The organism is Caldinitratiruptor microaerophilus (assembly GCF_025999835.1).
Classification (GTDB): domain Bacteria; phylum Bacillota; class Sulfobacillia; order Symbiobacteriales; family ZC4RG38; genus Caldinitratiruptor; species Caldinitratiruptor microaerophilus.
Genome location: NZ_AP025628.1, coordinates 2,181,859 through 2,206,006 on the forward strand (window position 1 = coordinate 2,181,859; position 24,148 = coordinate 2,206,006).

At 70.8% G+C, this 24,148-nt stretch carries 18 protein-coding genes; 5 read left to right on the forward strand and 13 right to left on the reverse strand.

All coding sequences use genetic code 11. From position 1 onward, the window contains the following. Positions 1 to 24: 24 nt before the first annotated feature. From caldi_RS10555 to dnaE, 5 genes are all read right to left on the reverse strand, one after another. Complete coding sequence (locus caldi_RS10555; RefSeq protein WP_264844783.1) at positions 25 to 1,143, reverse strand: sensor histidine kinase; 1,119 nt, start codon at positions 1,141 to 1,143, stop codon at positions 25 to 27. A gap of 11 nt (positions 1,144 to 1,154) precedes the next feature. After that, complete coding sequence (locus caldi_RS10560) at positions 1,155 to 1,847, reverse strand: response regulator transcription factor (RefSeq protein ID WP_264841729.1); 693 nt, start codon at positions 1,845 to 1,847, stop codon at positions 1,155 to 1,157. A 157-nt stretch (positions 1,848 to 2,004) separates the two neighbouring features. Next, positions 2,005 to 3,156, reverse strand: a complete 1,152-nt coding sequence (gene yhbH, locus caldi_RS10565; RefSeq protein WP_264841730.1) for a sporulation protein YhbH — start codon at positions 3,154 to 3,156, stop codon at positions 2,005 to 2,007. 75 nt (positions 3,157 to 3,231) lie between these two features. Further along, positions 3,232 to 3,699, reverse strand: a complete 468-nt coding sequence (locus caldi_RS10570) for a phosphatidylglycerophosphatase A family protein (RefSeq protein WP_264841731.1) — start codon at positions 3,697 to 3,699, stop codon at positions 3,232 to 3,234. Between the two features lie 58 nt (positions 3,700 to 3,757). After that, on the reverse strand, positions 3,758 to 6,889 hold the full coding sequence (gene dnaE / locus caldi_RS10575) for a DNA polymerase III subunit alpha (protein WP_264841732.1): 3,132 nt from the start codon (positions 6,887 to 6,889) through the stop codon (positions 3,758 to 3,760). Between the two features lie 137 nt (positions 6,890 to 7,026). Here dnaE and caldi_RS10580 point away from each other — a divergent pair, with 137 nt between their 5' ends. Then, the gene (locus caldi_RS10580) at positions 7,027 to 7,590 is read left to right on the forward strand and encodes a YdcF family protein (protein ID WP_264841733.1); all 564 of its coding nucleotides are present in this window, start codon (positions 7,027 to 7,029) and stop codon (positions 7,588 to 7,590) included. Between the two features lie 818 nt (positions 7,591 to 8,408). Beyond that, positions 8,409 to 9,251 carry a DUF3048 domain-containing protein gene (locus caldi_RS10585; protein WP_264841734.1) on the forward strand — a complete coding sequence of 281 codons (843 nt, stop codon included), beginning with the start codon at positions 8,409 to 8,411 and terminating at the stop codon, positions 9,249 to 9,251. 31 nt (positions 9,252 to 9,282) lie between these two features. Here caldi_RS10585 and caldi_RS10590 read toward each other — a convergent pair whose 3' ends face one another. The 7 genes from caldi_RS10590 to caldi_RS10620 form a co-directional block, all read right to left on the reverse strand. After that, a complete protein-coding gene (locus caldi_RS10590) occupies positions 9,283 to 11,004 on the reverse strand; it encodes a sensor domain-containing diguanylate cyclase/phosphohydrolase (RefSeq protein WP_264841735.1) in 1,722 nt (573 codons plus the stop codon). A 1,303-nt stretch (positions 11,005 to 12,307) separates the two neighbouring features. After that, positions 12,308 to 12,844: a DUF5317 domain-containing protein gene (locus caldi_RS10595; protein ID WP_264841736.1), complete on the reverse strand. Its 537-nt coding sequence runs from the start codon at positions 12,842 to 12,844 to the stop codon at positions 12,308 to 12,310. A gap of 339 nt (positions 12,845 to 13,183) precedes the next feature. Further along, complete coding sequence (locus caldi_RS10600; protein WP_264841737.1) at positions 13,184 to 14,053, reverse strand: alpha/beta fold hydrolase; 870 nt, start codon at positions 14,051 to 14,053, stop codon at positions 13,184 to 13,186. 98 nt (positions 14,054 to 14,151) lie between these two features. Next, positions 14,152 to 15,015: a 3-hydroxyacyl-CoA dehydrogenase family protein gene (locus tag caldi_RS10605; protein ID WP_264841738.1), complete on the reverse strand. Its 864-nt coding sequence runs from the start codon at positions 15,013 to 15,015 to the stop codon at positions 14,152 to 14,154. A 266-nt stretch (positions 15,016 to 15,281) separates the two neighbouring features. Next, positions 15,282 to 15,764, reverse strand: a complete 483-nt coding sequence (locus caldi_RS10610) for an acyl-CoA thioesterase (RefSeq protein WP_264841739.1) — start codon at positions 15,762 to 15,764, stop codon at positions 15,282 to 15,284. Between the two features lie 2 nt (positions 15,765 to 15,766). Next, entirely contained in the window at positions 15,767 to 16,543 is a 777-nt protein-coding gene (locus tag caldi_RS10615; RefSeq protein ID WP_264841740.1) for an enoyl-CoA hydratase-related protein, read from the reverse strand. Between the two features lie 38 nt (positions 16,544 to 16,581). After that, positions 16,582 to 17,754 (reverse strand): acyl-CoA dehydrogenase, encoded by a 1,173-nt coding sequence (locus tag caldi_RS10620; RefSeq protein WP_264841741.1) that lies wholly within the window; start codon positions 17,752 to 17,754, stop codon positions 16,582 to 16,584. Positions 17,755 to 18,113: 359 nt separating this feature from the next. Here caldi_RS10620 and caldi_RS10625 point away from each other — a divergent pair, with 359 nt between their 5' ends. From caldi_RS10625 to caldi_RS10635, 3 genes are all read left to right on the forward strand, one after another. Then, positions 18,114 to 18,803, forward strand: coding sequence for an electron transfer flavoprotein subunit beta/FixA family protein (locus caldi_RS10625; RefSeq protein ID WP_264841742.1), 690 nt, complete (start codon positions 18,114 to 18,116; stop codon positions 18,801 to 18,803). A gap of 24 nt (positions 18,804 to 18,827) precedes the next feature. Next, on the forward strand, positions 18,828 to 19,811 hold the full coding sequence (locus caldi_RS10630) for an electron transfer flavoprotein subunit alpha/FixB family protein (protein ID WP_264841743.1): 984 nt from the start codon (positions 18,828 to 18,830) through the stop codon (positions 19,809 to 19,811). Between the two features lie 74 nt (positions 19,812 to 19,885). Continuing rightward, positions 19,886 to 21,982: a (Fe-S)-binding protein gene (locus tag caldi_RS10635; protein ID WP_264841744.1), complete on the forward strand. Its 2,097-nt coding sequence runs from the start codon at positions 19,886 to 19,888 to the stop codon at positions 21,980 to 21,982. Between the two features lie 17 nt (positions 21,983 to 21,999). Here caldi_RS10635 and caldi_RS10640 read toward each other — a convergent pair whose 3' ends face one another. After that, positions 22,000 to 24,138, reverse strand: a complete 2,139-nt coding sequence (locus caldi_RS10640; protein ID WP_264841745.1) for a hypothetical protein — start codon at positions 24,136 to 24,138, stop codon at positions 22,000 to 22,002. Positions 24,139 to 24,148: the final 10 nt, after the last annotated feature.

A 24,148-nucleotide genomic window follows, 5' to 3' on the forward strand; every position in this document is an offset into this window, starting at 1 on the left:
CGGCCACGGCCCGTCCCTGCCCGGTCACGCGTGGGGCAGCGGCAGGGCCACCGTGAAGCGGCTGCCGCCCTCGGGCCGGTTCTCGGCCCAGATCCGCCCGCCGTGCAGCTGCACCAGCGACCGGGCGATGGCCAGGCCCAGCCCCGTGCCGCCGCCGGCGCTCCGGGTCCGGGCCGGGTCGGCGCGGTAAAACCGCTCGAACACGTGGGGCAGGTCGGCGGGGTCGATGCCGGGGCCGGTGTCGGCCACCTCGATGCGCACCTCGCTCCCCTGCTGCCAGGCGCGCAGGGTCACGCGCCCCCCTTCGGGCGTGTAGCGGAGCGCGTTGCTGAGAAGGTTCACGAGCACCTGGCGGATCCGATCCGGGTCGACCTCCAGGACCGGCAACCCGGGCGCGATGTCCCGCTCCAGGGCGATCCGGCGCCCTGCGGCCACGGGCTCCAGGTTCGCCAGGAGGGGATCGACGACCTCCTCCAGGCGGACCGGCCGGAGCCGGAGGGACAGCGCGCCGGCATCGGCCAGGCTCAGGTCGCGCAGGTCGCCGATGAGCCGGCTCATCCGGACGACCTCGTCCTGCAGGGTGACGAGGGCTTCGGGGGTGGGCGCCTGGATGCCGTCCTGCATGAGCTCGAGCCGCCCGCGCAGCACGGAGAGCGGGTGCCCGAGCTCGTGGGCCACGTCGGCCAGGAGCTGCCGCCGGGCCCGGTCCTCGGCCTCGAGGCGCTCCGCCATCCGGTTGAAGGCGGCCGCCAGCTCAGCGACCTCGGTGTCGCCCTCCACCGGCACCCGGAGCGACAGGTCCCGCAGGCCGAGCTGCCGGGCCGCGTCGCGCAGCCGCCCCAGGGGACGGGTGATCCGCTCGGCCGCCCACACCCCGGCGCCGGCGGCGAGCACGAGCCCCGCCGCCCCGGACCACAGGCTCCAGCGGATGAGGCCCCCGGCCATGTCGACGGCGCCGGAGGCCTCCGGTGCGGGCACGACGCTGGCGCCCCATCCCATCCCCATGCCGTGGCCCATGCCCCACATGTGGCCCATGCCCATGCGGCGCATGGTGACCGCCATCCCGACGTTCACACCGGTCAGGGTCAGCACCATCACGGCCAGGGCCATGCCGGCGAAGGCCCAGGCGAGGCGGACGCGCATGGACACCGGCCTCACCTCCCCGGCGGCACCAGCTTGTAGCCGACGCCCTGGACCGTCTGGATGAGGCTGGTCCCGCGGCCGTCCGGGTCGAGCTTGCGGCGCAGGTGGCTGATGTGGCTGTCGATGGTCCGGTCGTAGCCCTCGTAGTAGTCGCCGAGGGCCGCTTCCATGAGCTGGAGTCGCGAGAAGACGCGGCCGGGCGACCGGGCGAGAACCGAGAGCAGCTTGAACTCGGTCGGGGTGAGGGCGACCTCGCGGCCCCCGACGCTCACCACGTGCCCGCTGAAGTCGATCACCACGTCGCCGAACTCGGCCACGTCCGGCTCCTCGCCGCGGCGCCCCCGCCGCAGGACGGCCCGGATGCGGGCCGCGACCTCCCGGAGGCTGAAAGGCTTGGTGACGTAGTCGTCGGCGCCCAGCTCGAGGCCGAGCAGCTTGTCCGGCTCCTCGCCCCGGGCCGTGAGCATGACGATGAACACGCCCCGGTCCGTCTGCCGGATCTCCCGGCACACGTCCAGGCCGCTCGTGCCGGGGAGCATCCAGTCGAGCAGGATGAGGTCCGGACGGGCCTCCCGCCAGGTCTTGAGCGCCTGCGGGCCGTCGTGGGCGGCGAGGACCCTGTAGCCCTCGCTGCGCAGGTAGTCCGTCAGAACCTGCACCAGCTCGCGGTCGTCGTCGACGATGAGAACCGTTTCTCCGGCCACCCGCGTTTCCTCCCCGGTCATTACCATACCACGGGCGTGTGGTGACGCGGTGACGGGCGTGTGGAGAAGCGGTGGAGTCTCGCCCGCGCGCCGGCCGGCCCGGCAGCACCGGGCCGGCCGTGAGGTCGCCACCGCCGGGCGTGCGCCGGCGGCCGGCTCATACCTTCCCGAACTGCTCCCCGCGGCTGAACCACTTCTGCAGGGCCGGGTACACGTCCTTCTTGTCGGTGATGACCACGGCGACGAAGCGAGGGTCGTCGATCTGCCGGAACGCCTGCATGAGCGACGACGACGGGCCGGGCTCCCGCACCTCGCCGTAGCCGAAGAGGTTGGCGACCTGCAGGATCTGCTTCACGAGGTCGACCGATAGCCGGTTGTCCGCGTCCGACCAGTTGTCCCCGTCGGAGAAGTGGAACGGGTAGATGTTCCACCGGGCCGGGTCGTACCGCTCCTGGATGATCTGCCAGCAGAGGCTGTAGGCGGAGGAGACCCGGGTCCCGCCGGACTCGCCCAGCCGGAAGAACGTCTCCTCGTCCACCTCCCTCGCCTCGGCGTGGTGGACGATGAAGGCGATCTCCACGTCCTGGTACTTCGTGCGCAGGAACCGGACCATCCAGAAGAACAGGCTCCGGGTGAGGTACTTCTTGAACTCGCCCATGCTGCCCGAGGCATCGCGCATGGCGATGACCACGGCCGCCGACTGCCGGCGCATCTCCTGCTCCCACACCCGGAAGCGCAGGTCGTCCTGGTTCAGGCCGCGGAACTGCGCCTCGCCCTCCTCGCGGGCAACCCGCTTCATGCTCTCCAGGATGCTCCGCCGCTTGTCCAGGCTGGCGAAAGGCCCCTTGCGGCGGATGTCCGTGAAACGGTGCGCCTCGTCGGGGATCTCCTGCTCTGCCTTCGGGCGGAGGTTGGGCAGGCCGAGGTCCTCGAAGATGAGCTCCGCCAGCTCGTCGATGGTGATCTCCGCCTCGTAGTAGTCGATCCCGGGCCGGTCCCCGGCCTGACGCCCCTGGCCCGGGCCTTGCCCCTGCCCCGGCCGGCGGGCGATCACGTCGCCCACCTTCGTGTCGCCCGGACCCTGACCGACCTTCTCCCCCTGGTAGGGGTCGAAGCGGAAACGGTATTCTTCGAGACTCCGGATCGGCACCTTGACGAGGCGCTTCCCGTCGGAGGTGATGATGTTCTCCTCTGCGATGATCTCGGGGAGGTTCTTCTTGATGGCCTCCCGGATCTTCTCCATGTGGCGGGCCTGGTCGGCGGGACCCTTGCGGTGGAGCGACCAGTCGCCCCGGTACGGGGTGAACATGCGGGTCCCCCCTCGGGACACGTTCCCTACTCTAACGATATGCACGCCCGGGGGAGACTCGCCGGGCCGTTCACCTCAGGGCCGGTGGGAATGGGCGATCCGCGACGCGGCGGCCGCGGCGATGGCGGCGATCAGGTCGTCGAGGAAGGTGTGGCACTGGCCGTTCTTGCGAGAGTTCAGCTCGCCGATGATGAGCGGCTTGGTCTTGTCCAGGTAGCCGAAGTTCGTGAGCCCGATGCTGCCGTAGACGTTGGTGATGGCCAGCGCCAGGATCTCGTCCACGCCGTACAGGAAATCGTCGCGGGAGACGATCGACTGCAGGGGCTCGGGCAACTGCTTGCGCTCCGCGAGAACGTCCAGCGTGATGCCGGTGATCACCGCGTGCTGGACCTCGCGCTTCTGCAGCACCGCCTCCACGGCCCCCAGGCACTCCTCCAGGGTGAGGTCGGAGAAGTACCCCTTCTGGATCTCGAGCACCACCCGGGCGATCTCGATCGGGGGAACCCCCCGCTCGTTCAAGAGCGACACGGCTGCTTCAAGCACTCGCGATTCCCTCCCGGTGATCTCACGCGTGGGGCTCCCGCCAGCGTATGGGCCGGAGCTACCGGTTGCGCACGGCCACCCCGTCCGGCCCCAGGACCTCCCGCAGCGCCGCCACGAGTTCCGGGGTGGTGCGGACCCGGTAGCGCGGCGCGAGCTCGAGCCAGCGCCCGCTCAGATCCAGTTTCACCCGAACGCGATCGGGACCCGGATGCCGGCCCAGCAGGGCCAGCACCGGTGCCAGCGCCGGGTCCTGCGGGTCGCGGGCGGCCACCCGGAGGTAGAGCACCTGCGCCGCTCCCGGACCGGCAGCCCGACCCGGGGCCGGCTCGCTGAGGACGAAGCCCAGCGCCTCCCGCTCCATCTCGCGCAGGGCAGCGGGATCGTCCCGGGCCGGCGCCGCCGGCGCCTGCCGGAGGCCCGGCGGGACGGCCACCGGTCCGGCCGGGTCTCCGGCCAGGTCGAAGAGGGTGGGCTGGCCCATGGGGGTTCGCCGCGGGTTCGACCCCGCGCTGCCGAGGGCGTCGTCCAGGCGCTGCAGGAGCGCGGACCGGGGCTCGCCGAGGGAGTCCAGCGCGCCCGCCTTGATCAGGAACTCGACCGACCGCCGGCCTGCCTCCCGGGCGCCCACTCGGGCCAGGAAGTCCTCGAACGAGCGGAAGGGGCCTCCGGCCGCCCGGGCGTCGACGACCCGGCCGGCCAGGCCCCGGCCGACGTTCTTGATGGCCGCCAGGCCGAACCGGATGGCCGGCGACCGTTCCGGCCCCGGCGCCACGGCGAAGTCGGCGAGGCTCGTCTGCACGTCCGGGGGCAGGACGTGCACCCCGAGGCGCCGGGCCTCGCTCACGTAGAGTCGAACCTTCTCCTCGTCCCCGCTCACGCTGGAAAGGAGCGCCGCCAGAAACTCCGCCGGGTAGTGTCGCTTCAGGTACGCGGTCTGGTAGGCGATCACCGCGTAGGCGGCGGCGTGGGCGGCGTTGAAGCCGTAGCCGGCGAACCGGAGGATGTCCTCCCAGAGCTCTTCGGCCAGCTCCTGGCTGTAACCCCGCTCCCGCGCCCCGGCCAGGAAGCGGTCCCGATAGCGCTGCATGGCCTCCGGCTGCTTCTTCGACACCGCCCGGCGGAGGAGGTCGGCCTCGCCCAGGGAGAACCCCGCCACCGTGGCCGCGACCTGCATGATCTGCTCCTGGTAGATCATCACCCCGTAGGTGTCCCGCAGGATCGGCTCCAGGTCCGGGTGGCGGTAGTGCGGGGTGCCGTGGCGCGCCGCCAGGAAGTCGGGGATGTGCTCCATCGGCCCCGGCCGGCACAGCGAGATGCTCGCCACGATGTCGCCGAACCGCTCTGGCCGCAGCCGGCGCAGCACGTCGGCCACCCAGCCGGCCTCGAGCTGGAAGACGCCGGCCGTCTCGCCGGCGGCCAGAAGCGCGAAGGTGGCGGGATCGTCGGCAGGGATGGCGTGGAGATCGAAATCGGGCTCGCGCCGGCGGACGGCCTCGACCGTCTTGTGGATCACGGTCAGGGTGCGGAGCCCGAGGAAGTCCATCTTGAGCAGGCCCAGCTCCTTCAGCTGGTCCATGTCGAACTGGGTCACGGTCACGCCCTCGGCGGTGCGGTACAGGGGCACGTAGTCGGTGAGGGGTCCGGGGGCGATCACGACCCCCGCCGCGTGGACCGAGGGGTGCCGGGGCAGCCCCTCCACCGCCCGGGCCAGGCCCAGCAACTCGGCCAGCCGGGGCGAGCGCTCCCGGATCCGGGCGACCTCGGGCAGGCGGGTGGCCTCCTCCAGGCTGGTGCCGTGGGGGATGGCCCGGGCGAGGCGGTCGACCTCCGGAAGCGGCAGCCCCAGCGCCCGGCCCACGTCCCGCACGGCGGCCCGGGCCCCGAGCGTACCGAACGTGATGATCTGGGCCACCCGGTCCGCGCCGTACCGCTGCACCACGTAGTCGATGACCTCGCCCCGGCGCTCGTAGCAGAAGTCGATGTCGAGATCGGGCATGTCCACCCGCTCGGGGTTGAGGAAGCGCTCGAAGAGGAGGCCGTGCCGCAGGGGGTCGACCCCGGTGATCCCCAGGACGTAGGCCACCAGGCTGCCGGCCCCGCTGCCCCGGCCGGGCCCGACGGGGATCCCGCGGCGGCGCGCGTGCTCGATGAAGTCCCAGACGATGAGGAAGTAGCTGGCGTAGCCCATCCGCGCGATGACACCCAGCTCGTGTTCGAGCCGGGCACGAACCGTCCCGTCGGGCGAGGGGTACCGGAGGGGCAGCCGCTCCTCGCAGAGCCGGCGGAGGTAGGCGTCCGCGTCCGGTTCCCCCGGCGGCAGCGGGAATCGGGGCAGCAGGCTCTGCCCCGTCGGGAGGGCCGCCGAACAGCGCTCCGCGATCTCGGCGGTGGTGCGGACCGCTTCGGGCAGTTCGCGGAAGCGGGCCTCCATCTCGGCCCCGGGGCGCAGGTGGTACTGGTGGTTGGGGAGCCGGGGCAGTGCCGGGTCGTCCACCGTCCGGCCCTCCCGGATGGCCACCAGCAGGTCGTGCAGGCGGGCCTCGCCGGGGTGCAGGTAGTGCACGTCGTTGGTCGCCACCAGGGATATCCCCAGCCGGCGAGCGAGGGCCACGAGCTGCCGGTTGGCCTGCGCCTCCGCCGCCAAGCCGTGGTCTTGCAGCTCCAGGAAGAAACTCTCCGGCCCGTAGATGTCCCGAAGCTCGCCCGCCACACGCTCGGCCTCGGCCGGCTGCTGCCGCAGGAGTGCGGCGGCCACGGGACCGCCGGGTCCGCCGCTGAGGCACAGGAGGCCTCTGGCGTGGGCGGCGAGGACCTCGGGGGTGGCAGCGGGCTCCGGCCCGCCCGCCCCGAGGTGGAGGGCCGAGAGGAGCCGGGAAAGGCTGCGGTATCCGTCCGCATCCGCGGCAAGGAGGATGACGGAATTCGGCGCCTGCGACCCGGAAGCGGCACCGCCCGCCCGGGCGGCAGGGCGGGAGTCCGTCACCGGCACCTCCGCGCCGAGGATTGGACGGATGCCCTCGGCCTCGCAAGCGCGCACGAAGGGAACCGCGCCGAAGAGAACGGCCCGGTCGGTCATCGCCAGGGAGCGGAATCCAGCCGCCCGCGCGGCCCGGGCGAGGTCCTCCACGCGGCAGGTGCTGTCGAGGAGGCTGTACTCCGTGTGTACGTGCAGGTGGACGAACTCGGGCAACAGCCGTCCCCCCTCCTGCCTCAGTTCTTTCTGCAACCCGCTTCACAGGCCCTCCCGCCCTGCCCGGGCCGGCGCGCAGGGAATGCTGCGCCCGGGGACGAATACATTGCCGCACGAGCCGGAAGGGGATGAGTCCCGTGGACCAGCGACTCTATGAGGGCATGTCCCTCCGGGAGGTCACGGAGTTCCTCTTTCTGGAGGACACGCCGCAACCGGCTGACCTCATCCTCGTATTTGGCGGCAAACACAATGAGCGCGCCGAGAAGGCCGCGGAACTGTACCACCAGGGGCTGGCCCCCCGCGTCCTCATCGTGGGGGGTGACGCGCGGGCGACGCAGGTGCCGGAGGCGGAGGCGCTCCGGCAACACTGCGTCGCGCTCGGAGTGCCCGACGAAGCCATCTGGACCGAGACGCGATCGGTTCGCACCCTGGAGCACGTCCTGGCAGCCACCCGGATCATCGCGGAACGCCTCGGCTGGGACCGGGTCCGGCGGATCCTGTGCGTCTCCGCACCTGCCCACATGCGGCGGGTCAAGCAGGTCCTGACCCGCCACATCCCCGAAGGGGTTGAGGTCCTGTGCTGCCCGGACCGGCGTGAGGACGTGAACCGGGACAACTGGTGGACCACCGAGAAGGGGCGACGGGAAGTCTTGCGGGAGCTGGAGAAGGTTCGCACGTACGCACTCCAGGGAGAGCTCTAGGTCGGGCCGCCACGGCCGGGGCCACGTGGCCTCCGGAGGCACGCGAAGGGCGGAGGAAAAGCCCCCGCCCTGTTCCCGTTCCGGGCTTACTCGGCCCCGGTCCGCCTCACGGCCGTTCCGGCCGGCGCCCCCGGCGACGCAGGGGGAGTCCAGCGCTGTGCCGTGGTCCGGTGACCAAACCACCGCGCCCAGGCGAGGCGCGCCGGGCGAAGCACGTACCAGCGCAAGAGTGCCAGCCACCGGGTGGACCAGCGCCGGCCCTTGCGGGCACGTGGCGCGGGAGCCCGGGGCAAGGCGGCGGTGGAAAACCCCCGCAGCGTCATCGGCCTCGTACTCCGCCTCCGCCCCGCCGCGCCGCCGGGCCAGGGCGGCATGTTCCCGTTGCCAGACGTCCGCCGCCCACCCATCGACCTCACCCCCGCGACCCGCTATCGCACGGCAAGTGTCTCCACGGGGGGCTGCACCCATGCGCCCCGCAGGGGAGAACCAACTCCCGCGCGTAGTATTCGTCCGTTGTCCCGCCGCTTCCTGGCATGACTTGTGCAGGGAACGGGTGGACTCGCCCCCATGCCCGGTTCCCGAACCGGAAGGAGGGGCAACCCCTGCGATTCTCGACCATGGCCGCCACGGCGCTGGCAGCGGCGTCCCTCCTTCTTGCGTTCGCAGGCTGCTCGGGCCGGAAGGCCTCATCCCCTCCCCCTGTCGGGGAACCGCCGCCCCCGTCCGGCACCGCCCCGACGTCGCCTCCGCCAGCCCCCCGGTCCGCTGCGCCGTCTCCGCCGGCACCGGCCGCCCAGGCGCTCCCGGGGGCGCTGTGGGTGATCGTCGAGAACGGCCCCGGCTCCCGCCCCCAGGCAGGGATCGAACGCGCCCGGGTGGTGTACGAGCTGGAGGCGGAGGGCGGCATCACGCGGTTTCTGGCGGCGTTCACCGAGGGCCCGGTCGAACGGATCGGCCCGGTCCGGAGCGTCCGGTACTACTTTCTCCACATCGTCAAGCCGTACGGGGGTCCCATCGCGCACGCCGGCGGCAGCACCGACGCGCTCGAGTGGCTCGCCCGCGATCCCTCGTATCAGGACATGGACGAGATCTACAACAGCGGCGCCTACTTCTGGCGGAGCAAGGAACGGAAGATGCCGCACAACCTGTACACGAGCACGGACCTGCTCCTGAAGGGCGCCCGGGCCCGGAAGTTCGCCCTGCGCCCGCTGCCGGACTGGCCCCGCGGCGAGATGCCCGGGGGTGAACCGTACACGCAGGTCCGCCTCCGCTTCCCTCTGGACTTCACCCGGGTCGAGTACCGGTGGGAGCAGGACCGCTGGCTCCGCTACCAGGACGGCGACCCACACCGCGTCGAGGGCGGCACCCAGCTCGGAGCAGACAACCTGCTCGTCCTCTTCCCGACCGAGTACCGCGTCCAGGTCGCCGGCAAGCAGGAGAGCCGGCGGATCGGTATCATCGGCGAGGGGGACGGCATGCTCTTCGCGCGCGGGAAGGGCTGGGCCATCCGGTGGGAGAAGCCCAGCCCCGACAAACCCTTTGCATTCACGGCCGCCGGCAAGCCTGCGTTGCTGGCCCCGGGGAACACCTGGGTCGTGGTGGTACCCGGGCCCCGGTGGCTCACTGCTTCCAGCACCGGTGCCGCACCGGCGGGCTCGTAGGGGCCGACCGCACGTTCCTGGATGAACGGCGCTAGGCTCCGATGAACGGCGTCAGGCCCGGACCGAGGCGGCTCGCCCGGCGGGTCCCCTTGCGGTGGTAGAGGAAGCGGTCCGCCTGGCCGACGAGCTCCCGCGGGGTCCCGCCGTCCTCCGGAAAGACGGCGAGGCCCACCGAGGCGTGTGGCAGCCGGACGTTACGCTTGCCGACACGAAAAGTCCGCCTGGCTGCCCGGTCGATGCGCTCCATGAGGTCGGCTGCCTCCTCCCGGCCCATGCCCGGGAGGATGAGGGCGAACTCGTCCCCGCCGTACCGGGCGACTTGTCCCCCCGGGGGCACGTGGGTCCGCAGGAGCTCGGCCCACTGCCGAAGGGCCTCGTCGCCCGCCAGGTGGCCCTGGGCGTCGTTCACCGCCTTGAGCCCGTCCACGTCCAGGAGGACGACGGCGACCGGCTCGCCGGTGCGGCGCGCGCTCTCCAGGGTCGTACCCAGCCGGTCGTAGAAGGCAGAATGGTTGAGAAGGCCGGTCAACCCGTCGTGAGAGGCAGCATGCGCCAGCTGCTCCTGGTGGCGGCCGAGCCACACCGCGATCCCCAGCACGTGCCGGACGGAATCCAGGAGGTACATCTCGTCCGCCCCGATGCCGCCCAAAAGCGGCGACTCGACGGCCAGCACCCCTGATGTTGACCCTCCGTACCGGATGGGGATCGCGCAGGCAGCGTGAGAGGTCGGCAGGACCGGTGCCGGCCCCGGGGGACTCTCCTGTCCGGACACCACGAGGGGCTGGTCGGTGCGGGCCACGTGTTCCGGCACCGTCACGCCGTACTCCAGGCGTTCGGGCACGACTGCCTGCCCGCCGGGGCCGTCGGCCGCAGCGAGCCGCAGGGCACCCGTCCCGTCGTCCCACAGATAGACCATGTAGGTGTACTCGCCGATGATCTCCGCGCAGATCCTGAGGATGCCGTGCAACACCTGAGGGAACGGGGTTCGCACGTCGGTTTCGTGGATGATCCGGTAGAGGAGCGCGACCTCCTTGTGGTGCACGGGCTGGATCACGCCGGGGGCCAGTGCGGGGGCGACCTGCGGCACCGGTACCGCTTCCTCGGACGGCGGCGCCGGAACCGGCGGCGCGACCCGCGCCGCGGCTTCGATCTCGCCCACTTCGAAGGCGCGGGCGAACGCCTCCACCACAATCGGGTCGAACTGGACCCCCTGGCCCTCCTGTAGCTGCGCGAGCGCCTGCGCCGGACTCAGCGCCGGGCGGTAAGGCCGGTCGGACGTCATGGCGTCGAACGCGTCCGCCACCCCGATGATGCGGGCGTCCAGCGGGATCGCCTCGCCCGCCAGCCCATCCGGGTAGCCGCCGCCGTTGTACCACTCGTGGTGGTGTCGCACACCCGCCATGACTTCCTCGAAAACGCCAGCCTTCTCCAGCAGCTGGGCACCGATGACCGGGTGCTCCATCATCGCCGCCCGCTCCGCGGCGTTCAGCGGGCCGCGCTTGCGCAGTACCCGGTCATCGACGCCCAGCTTGCCGATGTCGTGCAGGAGCGCCGCGTACCGCAGACGCTCGATGTCCTGCGGGGAGAGGCCCATCTGGCGTGCAATCGCCACCGTGTACTCGGCGACCCGGTTGGAGTGGCCGTGCGTGTACGGGTCTCTCGCGTCGATCGCGGCGGTCAGCGTGTGCAGCACCGCCCGGTGAGCCCTGCGGAGCTCCTCCTCGGCCTCCTTGAGGAGTGTGGCGTCCGTCAAAACGTACACCGTCGCGCCCGACGGCGCCTCGGGATAGCGGAATGCACCCCGGTAGAATTCTACGTACCGTACGCGGTTGTGGCCAAACGGCACAACGCTGCGCGCTGTGCCGCTTCTGGGAACGTGGGTGTCCGACTCCACCAAGGCCAGCAGCTTGTCTCCACCAGGGTACCCTACTAAGTCCTTTAGGTGTTTTCCCAGATGCTGGTTAACAGCCTCACCGATCTCAACGAATCGAGAAACCTCCTTGTTCATGTGCAAGATCCGTCCGTGATCATCCGTGACGATCAGAGCGCTTCCGACGGAATTGAGCACAGCCTCCAGTTCTTGGCCTCGCAGTTCACTATTCTCGTAGAGAACCATGTATTCCTTATATGACCAGCGAAGTAGCAACAGCATCATAACCACAACTAATAGCCAGGCCAGTGAGCCCTTAATTATCGTAAACGCACCGAGCAGGGCCACCAGTTGGCCAACGATAAACGTTGTACCAGAGTTTTTGCCAACTACGTCTCTGATCACGTCAAGAACTGGCTTACGTCTGAGCAACGAGAACAGGTAAGAGACAAGCAGAGTGCTGACTCCAAAGTAAGTAAGCGCCGCAACCAACCCGGGCAGTGGGGAATCGAGTTGCCTCAGATGCGACCAACCTGTGAGTCGTAGGGCAAGATACGCCGAAAACGTGGCCAGAACCGAATGAGCCGTGTTGTACGATACCTGCATATACGACAACGCTCGAAGGAGACTGGCAGCCGATGTACCTATCGCAACAGCCCATACCGCGGACGGAAACCCACTGACGAGAACAGCTATGAGATTGACCGCAGCCTTGAGGCTCATCGAGCGATCGCGGCCAATACGGATGGTTAGTTTCTCAAATACCACCGCCAACACGGAAAAGACCAGTACATTTTTCCAGTCTTCGTGCTTAACAAACTGGCCGTATCGAAGCAAAATGAGGGCAGCCAAAGCGGAAAGGAGCGTTACGTACGCTGCGATCGGCCTGCGCAGGTGGATCTCCCCCTGTGGCTGCGCGCAGACTTCGAAAGGAATTGGATAAACGGTCGACGAGAAAATGGGATGGGGCGGGGAGGTAACAAAAACGTCACAACAATACTCTAAAGTCGCTTCATCTTCAGATGACTCACACGTCAGTTCAGTTCCTTAACCCCAGCTGTAATCCCCCAAACTTGCAAGCGCTAGGGTCAGAACGAAGAGAAGCGTCCACACCCACGGCCGCATGAGCCTTCCCTCCTTCCCCTCTAAGGCGGGATGGCCAGTCTAGTGGGACACAAAAGCGAGCCTACCCCCCAGGCCCCAAATCGATCTCGAGGCGTCTGCCCATGAGATCCTGAATCAGCAGAAACAGCCCCAGCGAAATCGCGATGTCACCGACGCTGATGACCCTGCGGACCAGTGGCACCGGAATCACGTCCCCGAGGAAAGAGAGGCGCGTTTCCGGGCCGGCCACGACGTGTTTGGCCTCCGCACCCGCAAGAACAGACTCGATGTTGACCCCGGACGCTTGCGCGGCTCTTGGATCCACCGGCATGCGGCCGCCGTTGGCGGCGATGACCAGCATGTTCAGGATGACCCCGAGAAGCACCAGCCGAAGGCTCTGAAGATGGCTGTTCCGGACAAGTCCGTACACGAGCAGGGAATAGGAGGTGAGGATGAGGACGGCATTTAGCAGCGTGCCGGGGGCCACAAAAGAAAACAGTTGCAGCGCGAGGGCGGCAGGAGCCACCCACATCGCGCGCAACCCCACATCCTCGATCCGGAGCTTTCCCCCGCGCAGAAGCGCCACGACTATGCCAGTCCCCACGACAAGCCAGAGCACTGGCTCGCTCCTCCTCCCCCGCGACCCAGAGCGAGCACGTTTGCACGGCGTCTCTGCGTATGACGCCTCTGCAACCGTGCAACACCGCGAAATTACGGTGGGTTGAGCGTAGCTCCTCCGCGCCGATCGGAAAAAACTTCCCGTGATCCGGCGTTTTCCAGGAGAATACACCTCGCGTTGTCGTTCGGTAGTGAACACCACCCCGCCGGCGACTGTGGACACCGCCCTGTCCCCTACTGACCGCGTACGCGGCACGGCACTGGTCGCACCGGCCGGCGATCAGCGGTCATGAACCCGGAAGCCCGCCGGAGTTCCCGGCGGGCTCCCGATCGTCTTCCCTCACAACATCCGTGCGGGAACGGGGTTCGGAGCGCCGATGGCGGCGAGGAAGCGGGCAACGGCGGAATGCAGTCGCTCCGGCTCCTCGAGCAGCGCCACGTGCCCGGCCCCGGGGACGACCTCGAGAATGCTGTTCCCGAGCCCGCGACAGAGGTTACGGGCTCCCTCGGGCGGGGTGATCCGATCCTCCGTTCCCGACAGCACCAGGGCGGGGGCCCGTACCCGCCGCGGCAGGCCGCTGGCGCGGAAGTTTGCGCAGGCCAACATGTCGGCGTAGCGGACCTCGGGCCGGGTCTGCAACCAGCAGATCTGGTTGAGGCGTACCACCTCTTCCCTGGCGTGGGGACCCAGCTGGCCCTGCCAGAACGCCTCGGACCAGAGACCGGCCCGGGCCATCGCCAGGGCGTCTTCGTCGACCGCGAAACGGTCCGCGATGCCGCTCAGCACGAGACCGGCCACGCGGTCAGGCCAGCGTGCGGCGAACTCGAGCGCAACGGCGGCTCCCAGGCACATGCCCGCCAGCACCACGGGCTGACGCACGCCAAGGGCATCCAGGAACCGATCCAGAAACACCGCGTACTCCCGGGCGTCCGCGTAGCCCTCGCCCTCCGACCGGCCATGCCCCGGCAGGTCCACCGCCACGGTGTAGGCGAGCCGGCCTACCGCCGCGATCTGCTCCCGCCAGCATGCGGACGAGGATGCCATCCCGTGCAGGAAGACCACGGTGTGGTGCTCGACTTCGCAGGAACCGGTGGTCTGGTAGTACGTGCTGCTGCCATCGACCTGTACGGTACCGGCGAGAAGGAACTCCCCTGGCAGCGACCTGTACTCTCGCCAGCGTGAGGATCGGACCACAGTGCGGGATGCCATCCGCTCCAAGTCCTCCCGCTCCGGATTTCCTGCGGTCCCGGCCAGCAGGCACCGGCACCCTTTACGGTCACCCGCCGCCCCCCGTGCCGGACCCGGCTTCACTTACCCTCGTAGTCGTAGAACCCCTTGCCGGTCTTCCGCCCGAGCCGGCCCGCTCGGACGAGCGTCCGCAGCAGCTGGGGTGGCGCGTACTGCGGCTGGTTGAACTCCTGCCAGAAGTACTGCATGACGTTGTGGCACACGTCGATCCCCGTGAAGTCGATGAGCTCCAGCGGCCCCATCGGGTGGTTGAGGCCGAGCTTCACGGCCTTGTCGACGTCCTCCGGGCTGGCGATCCCCTCCTCCACCACCCGGACGGCCTCGATGAGAAGCGGCATCAGGATCCGGTTGACGATGAAGCCCGGGCTGTCCTTCTTCACCTCCACGACCGTCTTCCCCATCGCCTCGGCCACGGCCCGGGCCGTCGCCACCGTCTCGCTGCTGGTGCTGTACCCACGGATCACCTCCACCAGCTTCATGACCGGTACCGGATTGAAGAAGTGCATGCCGCAGACCCGAGACGGCCGCGAAGTGGCGGCCCCGAGATCCGTGATGGAGATTGACGAGGTGTTGGACGCCAGGATGACTTCCGGGCGGCAGATCCGGTCGAGCTCCCTGAAGATCGCCCGCTTGGCCTCGGGGTCCTCGAAGATCGCCTCGATGACGAAGTCGACACCCGCGAACCCGTCCAGGTCCGTCGTGGTCTCGACCCGGGCGAGGGTGGCGCGGCGGTCCTCGTCCGTCAGGCGGCCCTTGGCCACCGACCGTTGAAGTATCTGGTCCATGTTTCGCAGCGAGCTGTCCAGCCGCCCTTGTTCGATGTCCCGCAGGAGCACGTCGTAACCGCTCTGTGCGGCCACCAGCGCGATGCCGGTTCCCATCGCCCCGGCCCCGACCACGCCGATCTTGCGGATCTCGCTCACCGCGGTCGCCCGCTCCCTTCGTGTTCTCTGCAATTTAGAAAAGAGCCAATATTAAGTGGAACGGAGGCTAGACGTCCTTCCGGCGCGACACCGTGCGGGTCCCCCAGCAGCCCCGGGGCGGGGGTGTCCAGTACGTATACTAACGCCGCTCTGCTGCCCCGTTCCAGTCCCGAACAGTGTTCGGATCGGGTCCGAAAGTCGTAAGACCCCGGTCCCGGGACCGGGGTCTGCGGGATCACGGACGCCGCGACAGGCACCCGGGCACCTCACGTGCCGGGAATCTGACCCTCCACGCGCGCGATGGCCTCCCGGATGACGGGTGGGATGGGTCGGGACCGGCGGGTGCGGGCGTCATAGTTCACGTACGTCAACTGTGCCTCCAGGATGACGGTGCCTTCGGGCTCGTCGTCCCGCCAGATGCAGTACCGCACGTCGAACGAGCTGTTCCCGAGGCGGGTCGCCTGAACCCCCACGTAAAGCACGTCGTCCAGGAGGGCCGGCGCCCGGAAGTCGAGCACCGCCCGTACCACCGCCACGTCGAACTCGTACTTCTCCATCTCCCGCCAGGGGAACCCGAGGTACCGGAAGTACTCGGTGAAGCCGTAATCGATGTAGGCCATGTAGTTGGCGTTGAAGACCTGACCCTGCTGGTCGATGTCCCGGTAGGGCACCCGGAAGGCGTGGCAGAACCGGTACCCGCGCTCGGCGAGGCCCCGGGGGAGCGGCGCATCCGGTCGGATCCCCACCATGGCTACCGGCCCACCCACCGCGGCGCCCGCTTCTCCAGGAACGCCTGCACGCCCTCCCGGGCGTCCGCCGTGGCGAAGACCTCCGCGAAGAGGCGCGCCTCCAGCGCGGTCCCCTCCGCCAGGGTCGTGGCCAGCCCCCCGTACACGGCCCGCTTGATGAGCCGGGCCGCTACCGGCGCCTTGCCGGCGAGCTTGGCGGCCAGCTCTCTGGCGCGGGGTAGAAGCTCGGCGTCCGGGACGACCAGGTCCACCAGACCGATCCGAAGCGCCTCCGCCGCGCTCACCGGATCGCCGGTCAGACACATGAGCAGGGCCCGGGACGGGCCGACGAGGCGCGGCAACCGCTGCGTGCCGCCGTAGCCGGGGAGGATGCCGAGGTTGATCTCCGGCTGGCCCAGCCGGGCGGACTCGGCGGCGATGCGGATGTCGCACGCCATGGCCAGCTCGCACCCGCCCCCCAGGGCGTAGCCGTGGACGGCAGCGATCACGGGCTTGGGCAGGGCCGAAAGGCGGTCGAAGATCGCCTGCCCGCGGCGGGAGAGCGATTCCGCCTGGTCCGGAGACAGGCGCGGAAACTCGGTGATGTCCGCTCCGGCCGCGAACGCCTTCTCGCCGGCTCCGTGGATGATGACGGCACGGACGGACTCATCCCCCTCGAGCTCTGCCACGACCGCTTCCAGCTCGGTCAGAAGCGGCGCGTTCAGCGCGTTCACCGGCGGGTGGTCCAGGGTGACGACCGCGTACCCGTCCTCGCGCGCCAGCTTCACAAGCTGTCCCACGCACCCCACTCCCTTGACGGCACCGGATGGATCTTCGCTCACAGGCCGAGGAGGCTGCGGGCGATGACCAGCCGCTGGATCTGGTTGGTACCCTCGTAGATCTGCGTGATCTTCGCGTCGCGCATCATCCGCTCGACCGGGTAGTCGCGGATGTAGCCATACCCGCCGAGCACCTGCACCGCGTCGGTGGTGACAGCCATGGCGCTGTCCGAGCAGAAGGCCTTGGCCATGGCCGAGAACCGGTTGATCTCGGCCGGGAGCCGCTCCCGGCCCCGCTCCTCGATGCCGAGCTCGTCGATCATCGAGGCCGCCCGGTACAGGAGGTAGCGCCCGGCCTCCACCTTCATGGCCATGTCGGCGAGCATGAACTGGATCCCCTGGAACTCGGCGATGGGACGGCCGAACTGGCGGCGCTCCCTGGCGTACTGCACCGCGAAGTCCAGCGCACCCTGGGCGATGCCGAGCGCCTGAGCCGCGATGGTCGTCCGGCTCTGGTCGAGGGTCATCATCGCGTATTTGAAGCCCTCGCCTTCCTTCCCCACGAGGTTCTCCGCCGGCACCCGGCAGTCCTCGAAGAGCAGTTCGGCGGTGGGCGAGCCCCGGATGCCCATCTTCTCCTCGTGGCGGCCGATGGAGAAACCGGGCGTGCCCTTCTCCACCAGGAAGCACGAGATCCCCCTCGCGCCTTTCTCCGGGTCGGTGACCGCGAAGACCGTATACCAGTCGGAGACCCCGGCGCCGGTGATGAACCGCTTGGTCCCGTTCAGGACGTAGTGGTCGCCCTCGCGGCGCGCCGTGGTCTTGATGCTCGCCGCGTCCGAACCGGCCTCGGGTTCGGTGAGCCCGAAGGAGATCAGCTTCTCTCCCCGGGCGATGGGCGGGAGCCACTTCTGCTTCTGCTCTTCGGTGCCGCCGACGAGGATCGGCAGAAGGCCGAGCTCCTGCACCGCGAGGATGAGCGACGAGCTGGCGCAGACCCGGGCCACTTCCTCGACCGCCAGGCACAGGGAGAGCACGCCGGCTCCGGCGCCGCCGTACTTCTCCGGAACCCCGAGGCCCAGCAGCTCCTGCTCGCGGAAGACCTGCAGGACGTCCCACGGGAACTCGCCCGTACGGTCGATCTCCGCCGCACGGGGGGCGACGGCCTTCTCCGCCACTTCCCGGACCATCTGGCGCAGCGCCTCTTGCTCCGCCGTCAGCGCGAACGGCATGTGGAAATCCCTCCGGCAGGAGTTTTCGCCGACGACACCGAACCAGTCCTCGTGTTACCGAACGTTTGGTAGAATGTTCGCCACCGCCGGCCGGCGTCCTGCTTCCCGGCCCGCGATCCGCCCTGCGCCGGCAAAGGAATTCCGGCGGTCCCGCTCGAACCAGTCCTGCAGCAGAGACCCCTGCCTGGTCTCCCGGGTGCGGCCCCGGGGTCTGCGCGCAAGTGAAAATGGTGTCAAGATAGGGGGAGAGCGCCCTGAAGATCGTCGTCTGCCTGAAGCAGGTCCTGGACCCGGAGATCCCGCCGAAGGACTTCCGGATCGACCCGGCCACCCGCAGGCCGGTCCAGGGCAGCGCCAAGATGGTCATGGACTCCTACGCGGAGTACGCCCTGGAGGTCGCCATCCAGCTCAAGGAGAAGCACCCCGGCACCGAGGTGACCGCCCTCTGCGTGGGCGACAAGCCCGCCGACGAGGTGCTGCGCCGCGCCCTGGCCCTCACCGCCGACCAGGCGGTGCGGGTGTGGGACGCGGGCTGGGCCGACCTGGACGCCCCGGCCGTCGCCCACGTGCTCGCCGCGGCGATCCGCAAGCTCGGCGGCGCCGACCTGGTGCTCGTCGGGCGGCAGGGCAGCGACGTCGAGCGGGGCCTGGTGGGCCCCATGCTCGCCGAGGAACTGGGGGCCGCCTGCACCACCCTGGTGGCCCGGGTGGAGGTGCAGGGGGACCGCCTGCGGCTGCGCCGGGAAGCCGACGGCGGCTTCGCCGTGGTGGAGAGCCGCCTGCCGGCCGTCCTGAGCATCACGAACGACGAGACGAACGTGCCGCGCCTGCCCAAGGTCAAGGACCTCATGATGGCCACCCGCAAGCCCATCCAGGTCCTGGGCCCCGCCGACCTCGACCTGGACCCGGCCCGCCTGGCGCCCGGCGTCGAGCTGCGGGACCTCTACATCCCGACCCAGGAGGGCGCCTGCGAGATCATCGAGGGCGACGACGGCCCCAGCCGGGCGGCGGCCCTGGCCCAGCGGCTGCGCGAGCTGAAGGTCCTCTGACCGACGAGCAGGAGGGAACGGACGTTGCGCGAGATCCTCGTCTACGCCGCCAGCCAGGGCGGCGAACTCACCAAGCCCGCGCTGGAAGCCCTCGGCACCGGCCGCCGCCTGGCCGGCGAGGCCGGGGTGCCCCTTTCCGCCGTCGTGCTGGGGGCGGACACCGACGGTCCCGCCCGGGCGGCCATCGCCTGCGGGGCCGGGAAGGTCTACGCCGCCCGGAACCCGATCCTCGCCAACTTCCAGCCGGACCTCTACCTGCGGGGGCTCGAGGCCGCCGCGGCCGCCTCGGGCGCCGACGTGCTCCTCTTCCCCGGCGACGGGCCCGGCCGCGAGCTGGCCGGCCGCCTGGCACACCGGCTCGGGGCGGGCGCCGTCACCGAGGTCGTGGGCTACCGGTTGGACGGCGGCGTGCCCCTCTGGGTGCGGCCGGTGTACGGCGGCAAGGCGATGGCGGTCTACGCCCCGGCCCGGGAGCGGGTGGTGGTGGCGCTGCGGCCCAAGACCCAGGACCCGGCGGTGCCCGACCCGTCCCGGCAGGGCGAGGTCGTGCCCCTCGCCTTCGAGGTGAGCGAGGCGGAGGCCGTCACCCGGGTGGTGGAGAAGATCCAGGAAGCCCTGAGCGGGGTGCGGCTCGAAGACGCCCGGGTGGTCGTGGCCGGCGGCCGGGGCCTGGGCGGGCCGGAGCCGTTCAAGGACCTGGAGGAGCTGGCCCGGATCCTGGGCGGGGCGGTGGGGGCATCCCGGGCGGCGTGCGACGCCGGCTGGGTGCCGCCGACCCTGCAGGTCGGCCAGACGGGCGCGATCGTGGCGCCGGACCTGTACATCGCCATCGGCATCTCGGGGGCCAGCCAGCACCTGGCGGGGATCAGCGGCGCCAAGACGGTGATCGCCATCAACAAGGACCCGGAGGCGCCGATCTTCAAGCGGGCGAACCTGGGCATCGTGGCGGACTACAAGACCGTCCTGCCCGCCCTCACCGCCGAGCTGAAGAAGCTGGTGGGCGCGTGATCCAGGGGCCGCTGCACCCCGTGACAGCCGGGGGACGGCGGCCCTCGTGTCTCATCTCCTGGAGGTGACGGGGCGTGCCCGAAGCGACGCGGCCCATCTACTGGCACATCACCGGCGTCTGGGTCATGTACGCCCTGCTGGTGCCCACCCTCGCCGTCTTCGCGTACGGGCTTAAGCGCCGGTACCGGCTGTGGCGGCTGGGCGGGGCGGAGGCGCGCCTGGACCGCATCCCGGAGCGGCTCCGGCTCGTCTGGACGTATGTCCTGGGGCACCGCCGGCTCCTCCGGGAGGCCGTCGCCGGCTGGATGCACGCCGCCCTGTTCTGGTCGATGGTCCTGCTCTTCCTGGGCACCGTGGTGGTCATGATCCACCAGGACCTGCGGCTGCCCATCATGAACGGCTGGTTCTACCTCGTCTTCCAGAGCCTCGTGCTCGACGTCGTCGGTGCCTTCGGCGTGGCCGCCTTCGCCGTCGCCCTCATCCGGCGCTACGTGGTGCGGGTGCGCCGGCTGCAGCACAACCGGGAAGGCGTTCCGCCCGACCGGAGCGACGGGATCAGCCTGGTCGCGCTCCTCCTCATCTTCCTGCAGGGCTTCGCCCTGGAGGGCATCCGGATCGCCGCCAACCCGCAGCCCTGGGATGGGTGGTCGCCGGTGGGGTACGCCCTGGGGCTGGCGCTCCGTGGCCTGGGTGAGCCGGCGCTCATCGGCGCCTACCAGTTCACCTGGTGGTTCCACCTGGTGACCGTCTTCGCCTGGATCGCCTACCTGCCGTACTCGAAGATGCTCCACGTCTTCACCGGGGCGCTGAACGTCTTCTTCTCCGACCTGGGACCCCGGGCGGCGCTCCTTCAGCCGATCGACTTCGAGAAGGCGGAGCGGCTCGGCGCCAGCGCCATCACCGACTTCTCCTGGAAGGACCTCCTGGACCTCGACGCCTGCACGAACTGCGGCCGCTGCCAGGAGGCCTGCCCGGCGTACAATAGCGGGCAGCCGCTCTCGCCCAAGAACCTCATCCTCGACCTGCGGGACTACCTGCACCGGTACGGCCCGGCCCTCGTGCTGGCCGGGGCCGGCGGCGGCCGGCTGCCGGACCCGGAGACGCTGGCCGCCCGGGGGCTGGAGCTGCCGGCCCTGGTGGGCGAGACCATCCGGGACGAGACCCTCTGGGCCTGCACCACCTGCCGGGCGTGCATGGAGGAGTGCCCGGTGCACATCGAGCACGTGCCGAAGATCCTGGAGATGCGCCGGCACCTGACCATGGAGGAGGCCCGGGTGCCGGAGACGCTCCAGGACGCGCTCCGCAGCCTCGAGGACCGCTTCCACCCCTACAAGGGCACCAGCGCCTCCCGCACCGACTGGTGCGAGGGGCTGGACGTGCCGGTCGCCGCCGAGGCCGGCGAGTTCGACGTGCTCTACTGGGTGGGCTGCGCGGCGGCCTTCGACCCACGGGGGCAGAAGATCGCCCGGGCCTTCGCCCGGCTCCTGCAGATCGCCGGGGTGAAGTTCGCCATCCTCGGCAACGAGGAGAGCTGCAGCGGCGACCCGGCCCGGCGGATGGGGAACGAGTTCCTGTTCGAGCAGATCGCCCGGGCGAACATCGAGGTGCTGAACCGGTACCGGCCCAAGGTGATCGTGACGACCTGCCCGCACTGCCTGAACACGATCGGCACGGAGTACCGGCAGTTCGGCGGCGAGTTCACGGTCAAGCACCACACGCAATTCCTGCAGGAACTGGTCGACTCCGGCCGGCTACGGGTGAAGCCGGGCCGGCTCCGCACGGAACGGGGCGGGGCGCCCCTCGTCACCTACCACGACCCCTGCTACCTGGGCCGCTACGCCGGCGAGTACGAAGCGCCGCGCGCGCTCATCCACGGGACCGGGGTGGGCCTGGCCGAGATGGCGCGCTCCCGCTCGAAGAGCTTCTGCTGCGGCGCCGGCGGCGCCCACGCCTGGATGGAGGAGAGCGGCCCCGGACCGCGGGTGAACCAGATCCGGGCCCGGGAGGCCGTGGAGACGGGGGCGAACGTGATCGCCACCGCCTGCCCGTTCTGCATGCAGATGATGGAAGACGGCGTGAAGACCACCGCCGGCGAGGACGGGCCGGCGGTCCGGGACGTCGCCGAACTGCTCCTGGAGGCGGTCGAGAGCACGGCGCCGTCGCCGCGCTGACGCCGGGGGCCGTGGCCCTACACGGCGCGGCCCGCTCGCCCGTTCCAGGCGCCGGTGAGGCCGCGCAGGTACCGCCCCTCCAGAACCACCGGGAATTCGGGGCCGGCAGCCTTGGGCTGCACCTTCAGGACCAGCCACGGCCCGGCGCCGACCCAGTCGAGGATCCAGCCCTCGACCTCGGGGTCGACCGGCCGGGCCTCCGGGTCGCCGGGGCGGAAGCGGTAGAGGCGGTTGTCCGCGCCCTGACCCACCACCCACGGGCCGATGCGCATGAAGGGGACGGGGAAGTCCCGGCCCCGCAGGGCTTCGGGCACCGCCTCCGGCACCGCACCCGCCGCCGCCTTCAGGAGGAGGGGCGCACGGGGACTGGCGTCGGCCCCTGAACCCTGGTCGTACAGGACGAGCCAGTCGGGGCCCAGCCAGTTCACCGTCACCACCCGGCGGCCGGGGTTCTCCCACAGCACGCCGACCTTCCCTTCGGGGGTTCCCAGGTAGATCGGCCCGCCGGCCAGCTCCCAGTCGCGCTCGTCCCGGGAGGGTCCGCGGTACGCGGCCCCCACGAGGACGAGCCGCTTGCCGTCGGGCGACCAGGCGACTTCGCGGAGCAGCCCGCCGTCGGGCGGCGCCAGCCGGGCCAGGCGGGTGCCCCGCTCGTCCAGGATGTAGACCGCGTTGGACAGCACGAAGTCGCCGTCCTCGCCCTCGATGCGGACGTAGGGGCGGTCGGGCTCCGCCGCGAGGTAGGCGAACCGCCGGCCGTCCGGAGCCGCCACGGGGGCGTGGAAGATCGGGAGCACCACGCCCTCGGGCGTGAGGACGGCTACCCCGCCGGTCTTGAGATCCAGGAGGCGCACCGGACCGGAGGCCTGCTGGCCGAAGAGGAGCCGCCAGCCGTCGCCGACCGGCTCGACCTCCGGCACCCCGCTGAACTTCCCCGGGGGCAGGCTGACGCGGGGACGGTGCACCGTCCCGGTTTGCAGGTCGACCCGGACCAGGCCGGTCCCCTGCACGAGGAAGAGGGCCTGCCGGTCGCGGGTGAGCCATACACGGCCCAGCACGTCGCCGAAGGAGTCCAGCGGCACCCAGGCGATCTGCCGGTCGGCGCTCCGGACGACGTCCACCTCGACCACGGCAAGCCCCGGCGCCTCGTAGAAGCTGCCGCCGGCGGCGGGCGCCGGGGCGGTGGCCGCCAGGAGGCCCGGGCGCGCGCGGCCGGCCGAGGCGATGACCGTGTGCGGCGGCCACGGGTAGACGGGCTGCTGGTCGCCGGGCCCCGCTCCGGGCTGGGGGGTCGCGTCGGGCTCGCCCTCGCCGGGCGCAGGGGCACGGGTCGCGGCGCCCCCGACGGGAGCCAGGACCACCAGCCGGTCCTCGTCCAGCCACCCGGCCGGGGTCAGCGTCAGGGCGGGAGCCGCCTCGCCGGGCGCGGTCGGGCCGTAGCCGTACGCGACGGCGGCCAGGAGGGGCCGCAGCGGGCCCGGCGCGGGGCCCGCCTCGCCCAGGTCGAGGACGGCGAGTCCCACGGCCCGGACGTCCGCCCCACCCGGTACCGCGACGGGCGCCTCGTAGGTCACGGCCAGACGCGTCCCGCCCGGCGAGGGCCACCAGCCCAGCACGCTGTCGGCGGGCCCCAGCCGCCAGGCCGCCGCATCCGCGCGCTCGACCGCGGGCGCCGCCAGGGCGAGGGCCTCCAGCAGGGCCGCGTCCCGGTACTCCGGCGGGGGCTGCGCCGGGCCTTCTCCGGGCTGGGACGGACCGGCGGGCCCGGGCGGTGGGGTGGACCCGCCCGCCGCGCTGGGCGTGCCGGGACCCGGGGCGGGCAGCGGTGGGGAGCTGTCCGACGTTCCGCCGGCGGCGCCATCTTGGGGTGGCGCCGGGGGCGGCTTCGCGGCAGTTCCGGGCGGCGGGGTGGAAGGCGCAACGCTACCTGCCCCGCCGGCTGCGGGAGGCGGGCTCAGTTCGGACGACGGCTGCGGGCCCCCGGCCGTCTCGGGGCCGGGCCGGGCGGGCTCGCTCTCGGAAGGCGCGGCCGGGGCCGGCGGCGCCGGCCGGCCTTTGCCGGGCTCCCGGGCGCAGCCCGCGGACATCGCCAGGGCGGCGGTGAGGCTCACCGAGGCGATGCGCCGCAGGGACAGGAGCGTTCTGTGACGGAGCACGCTCTCCCTC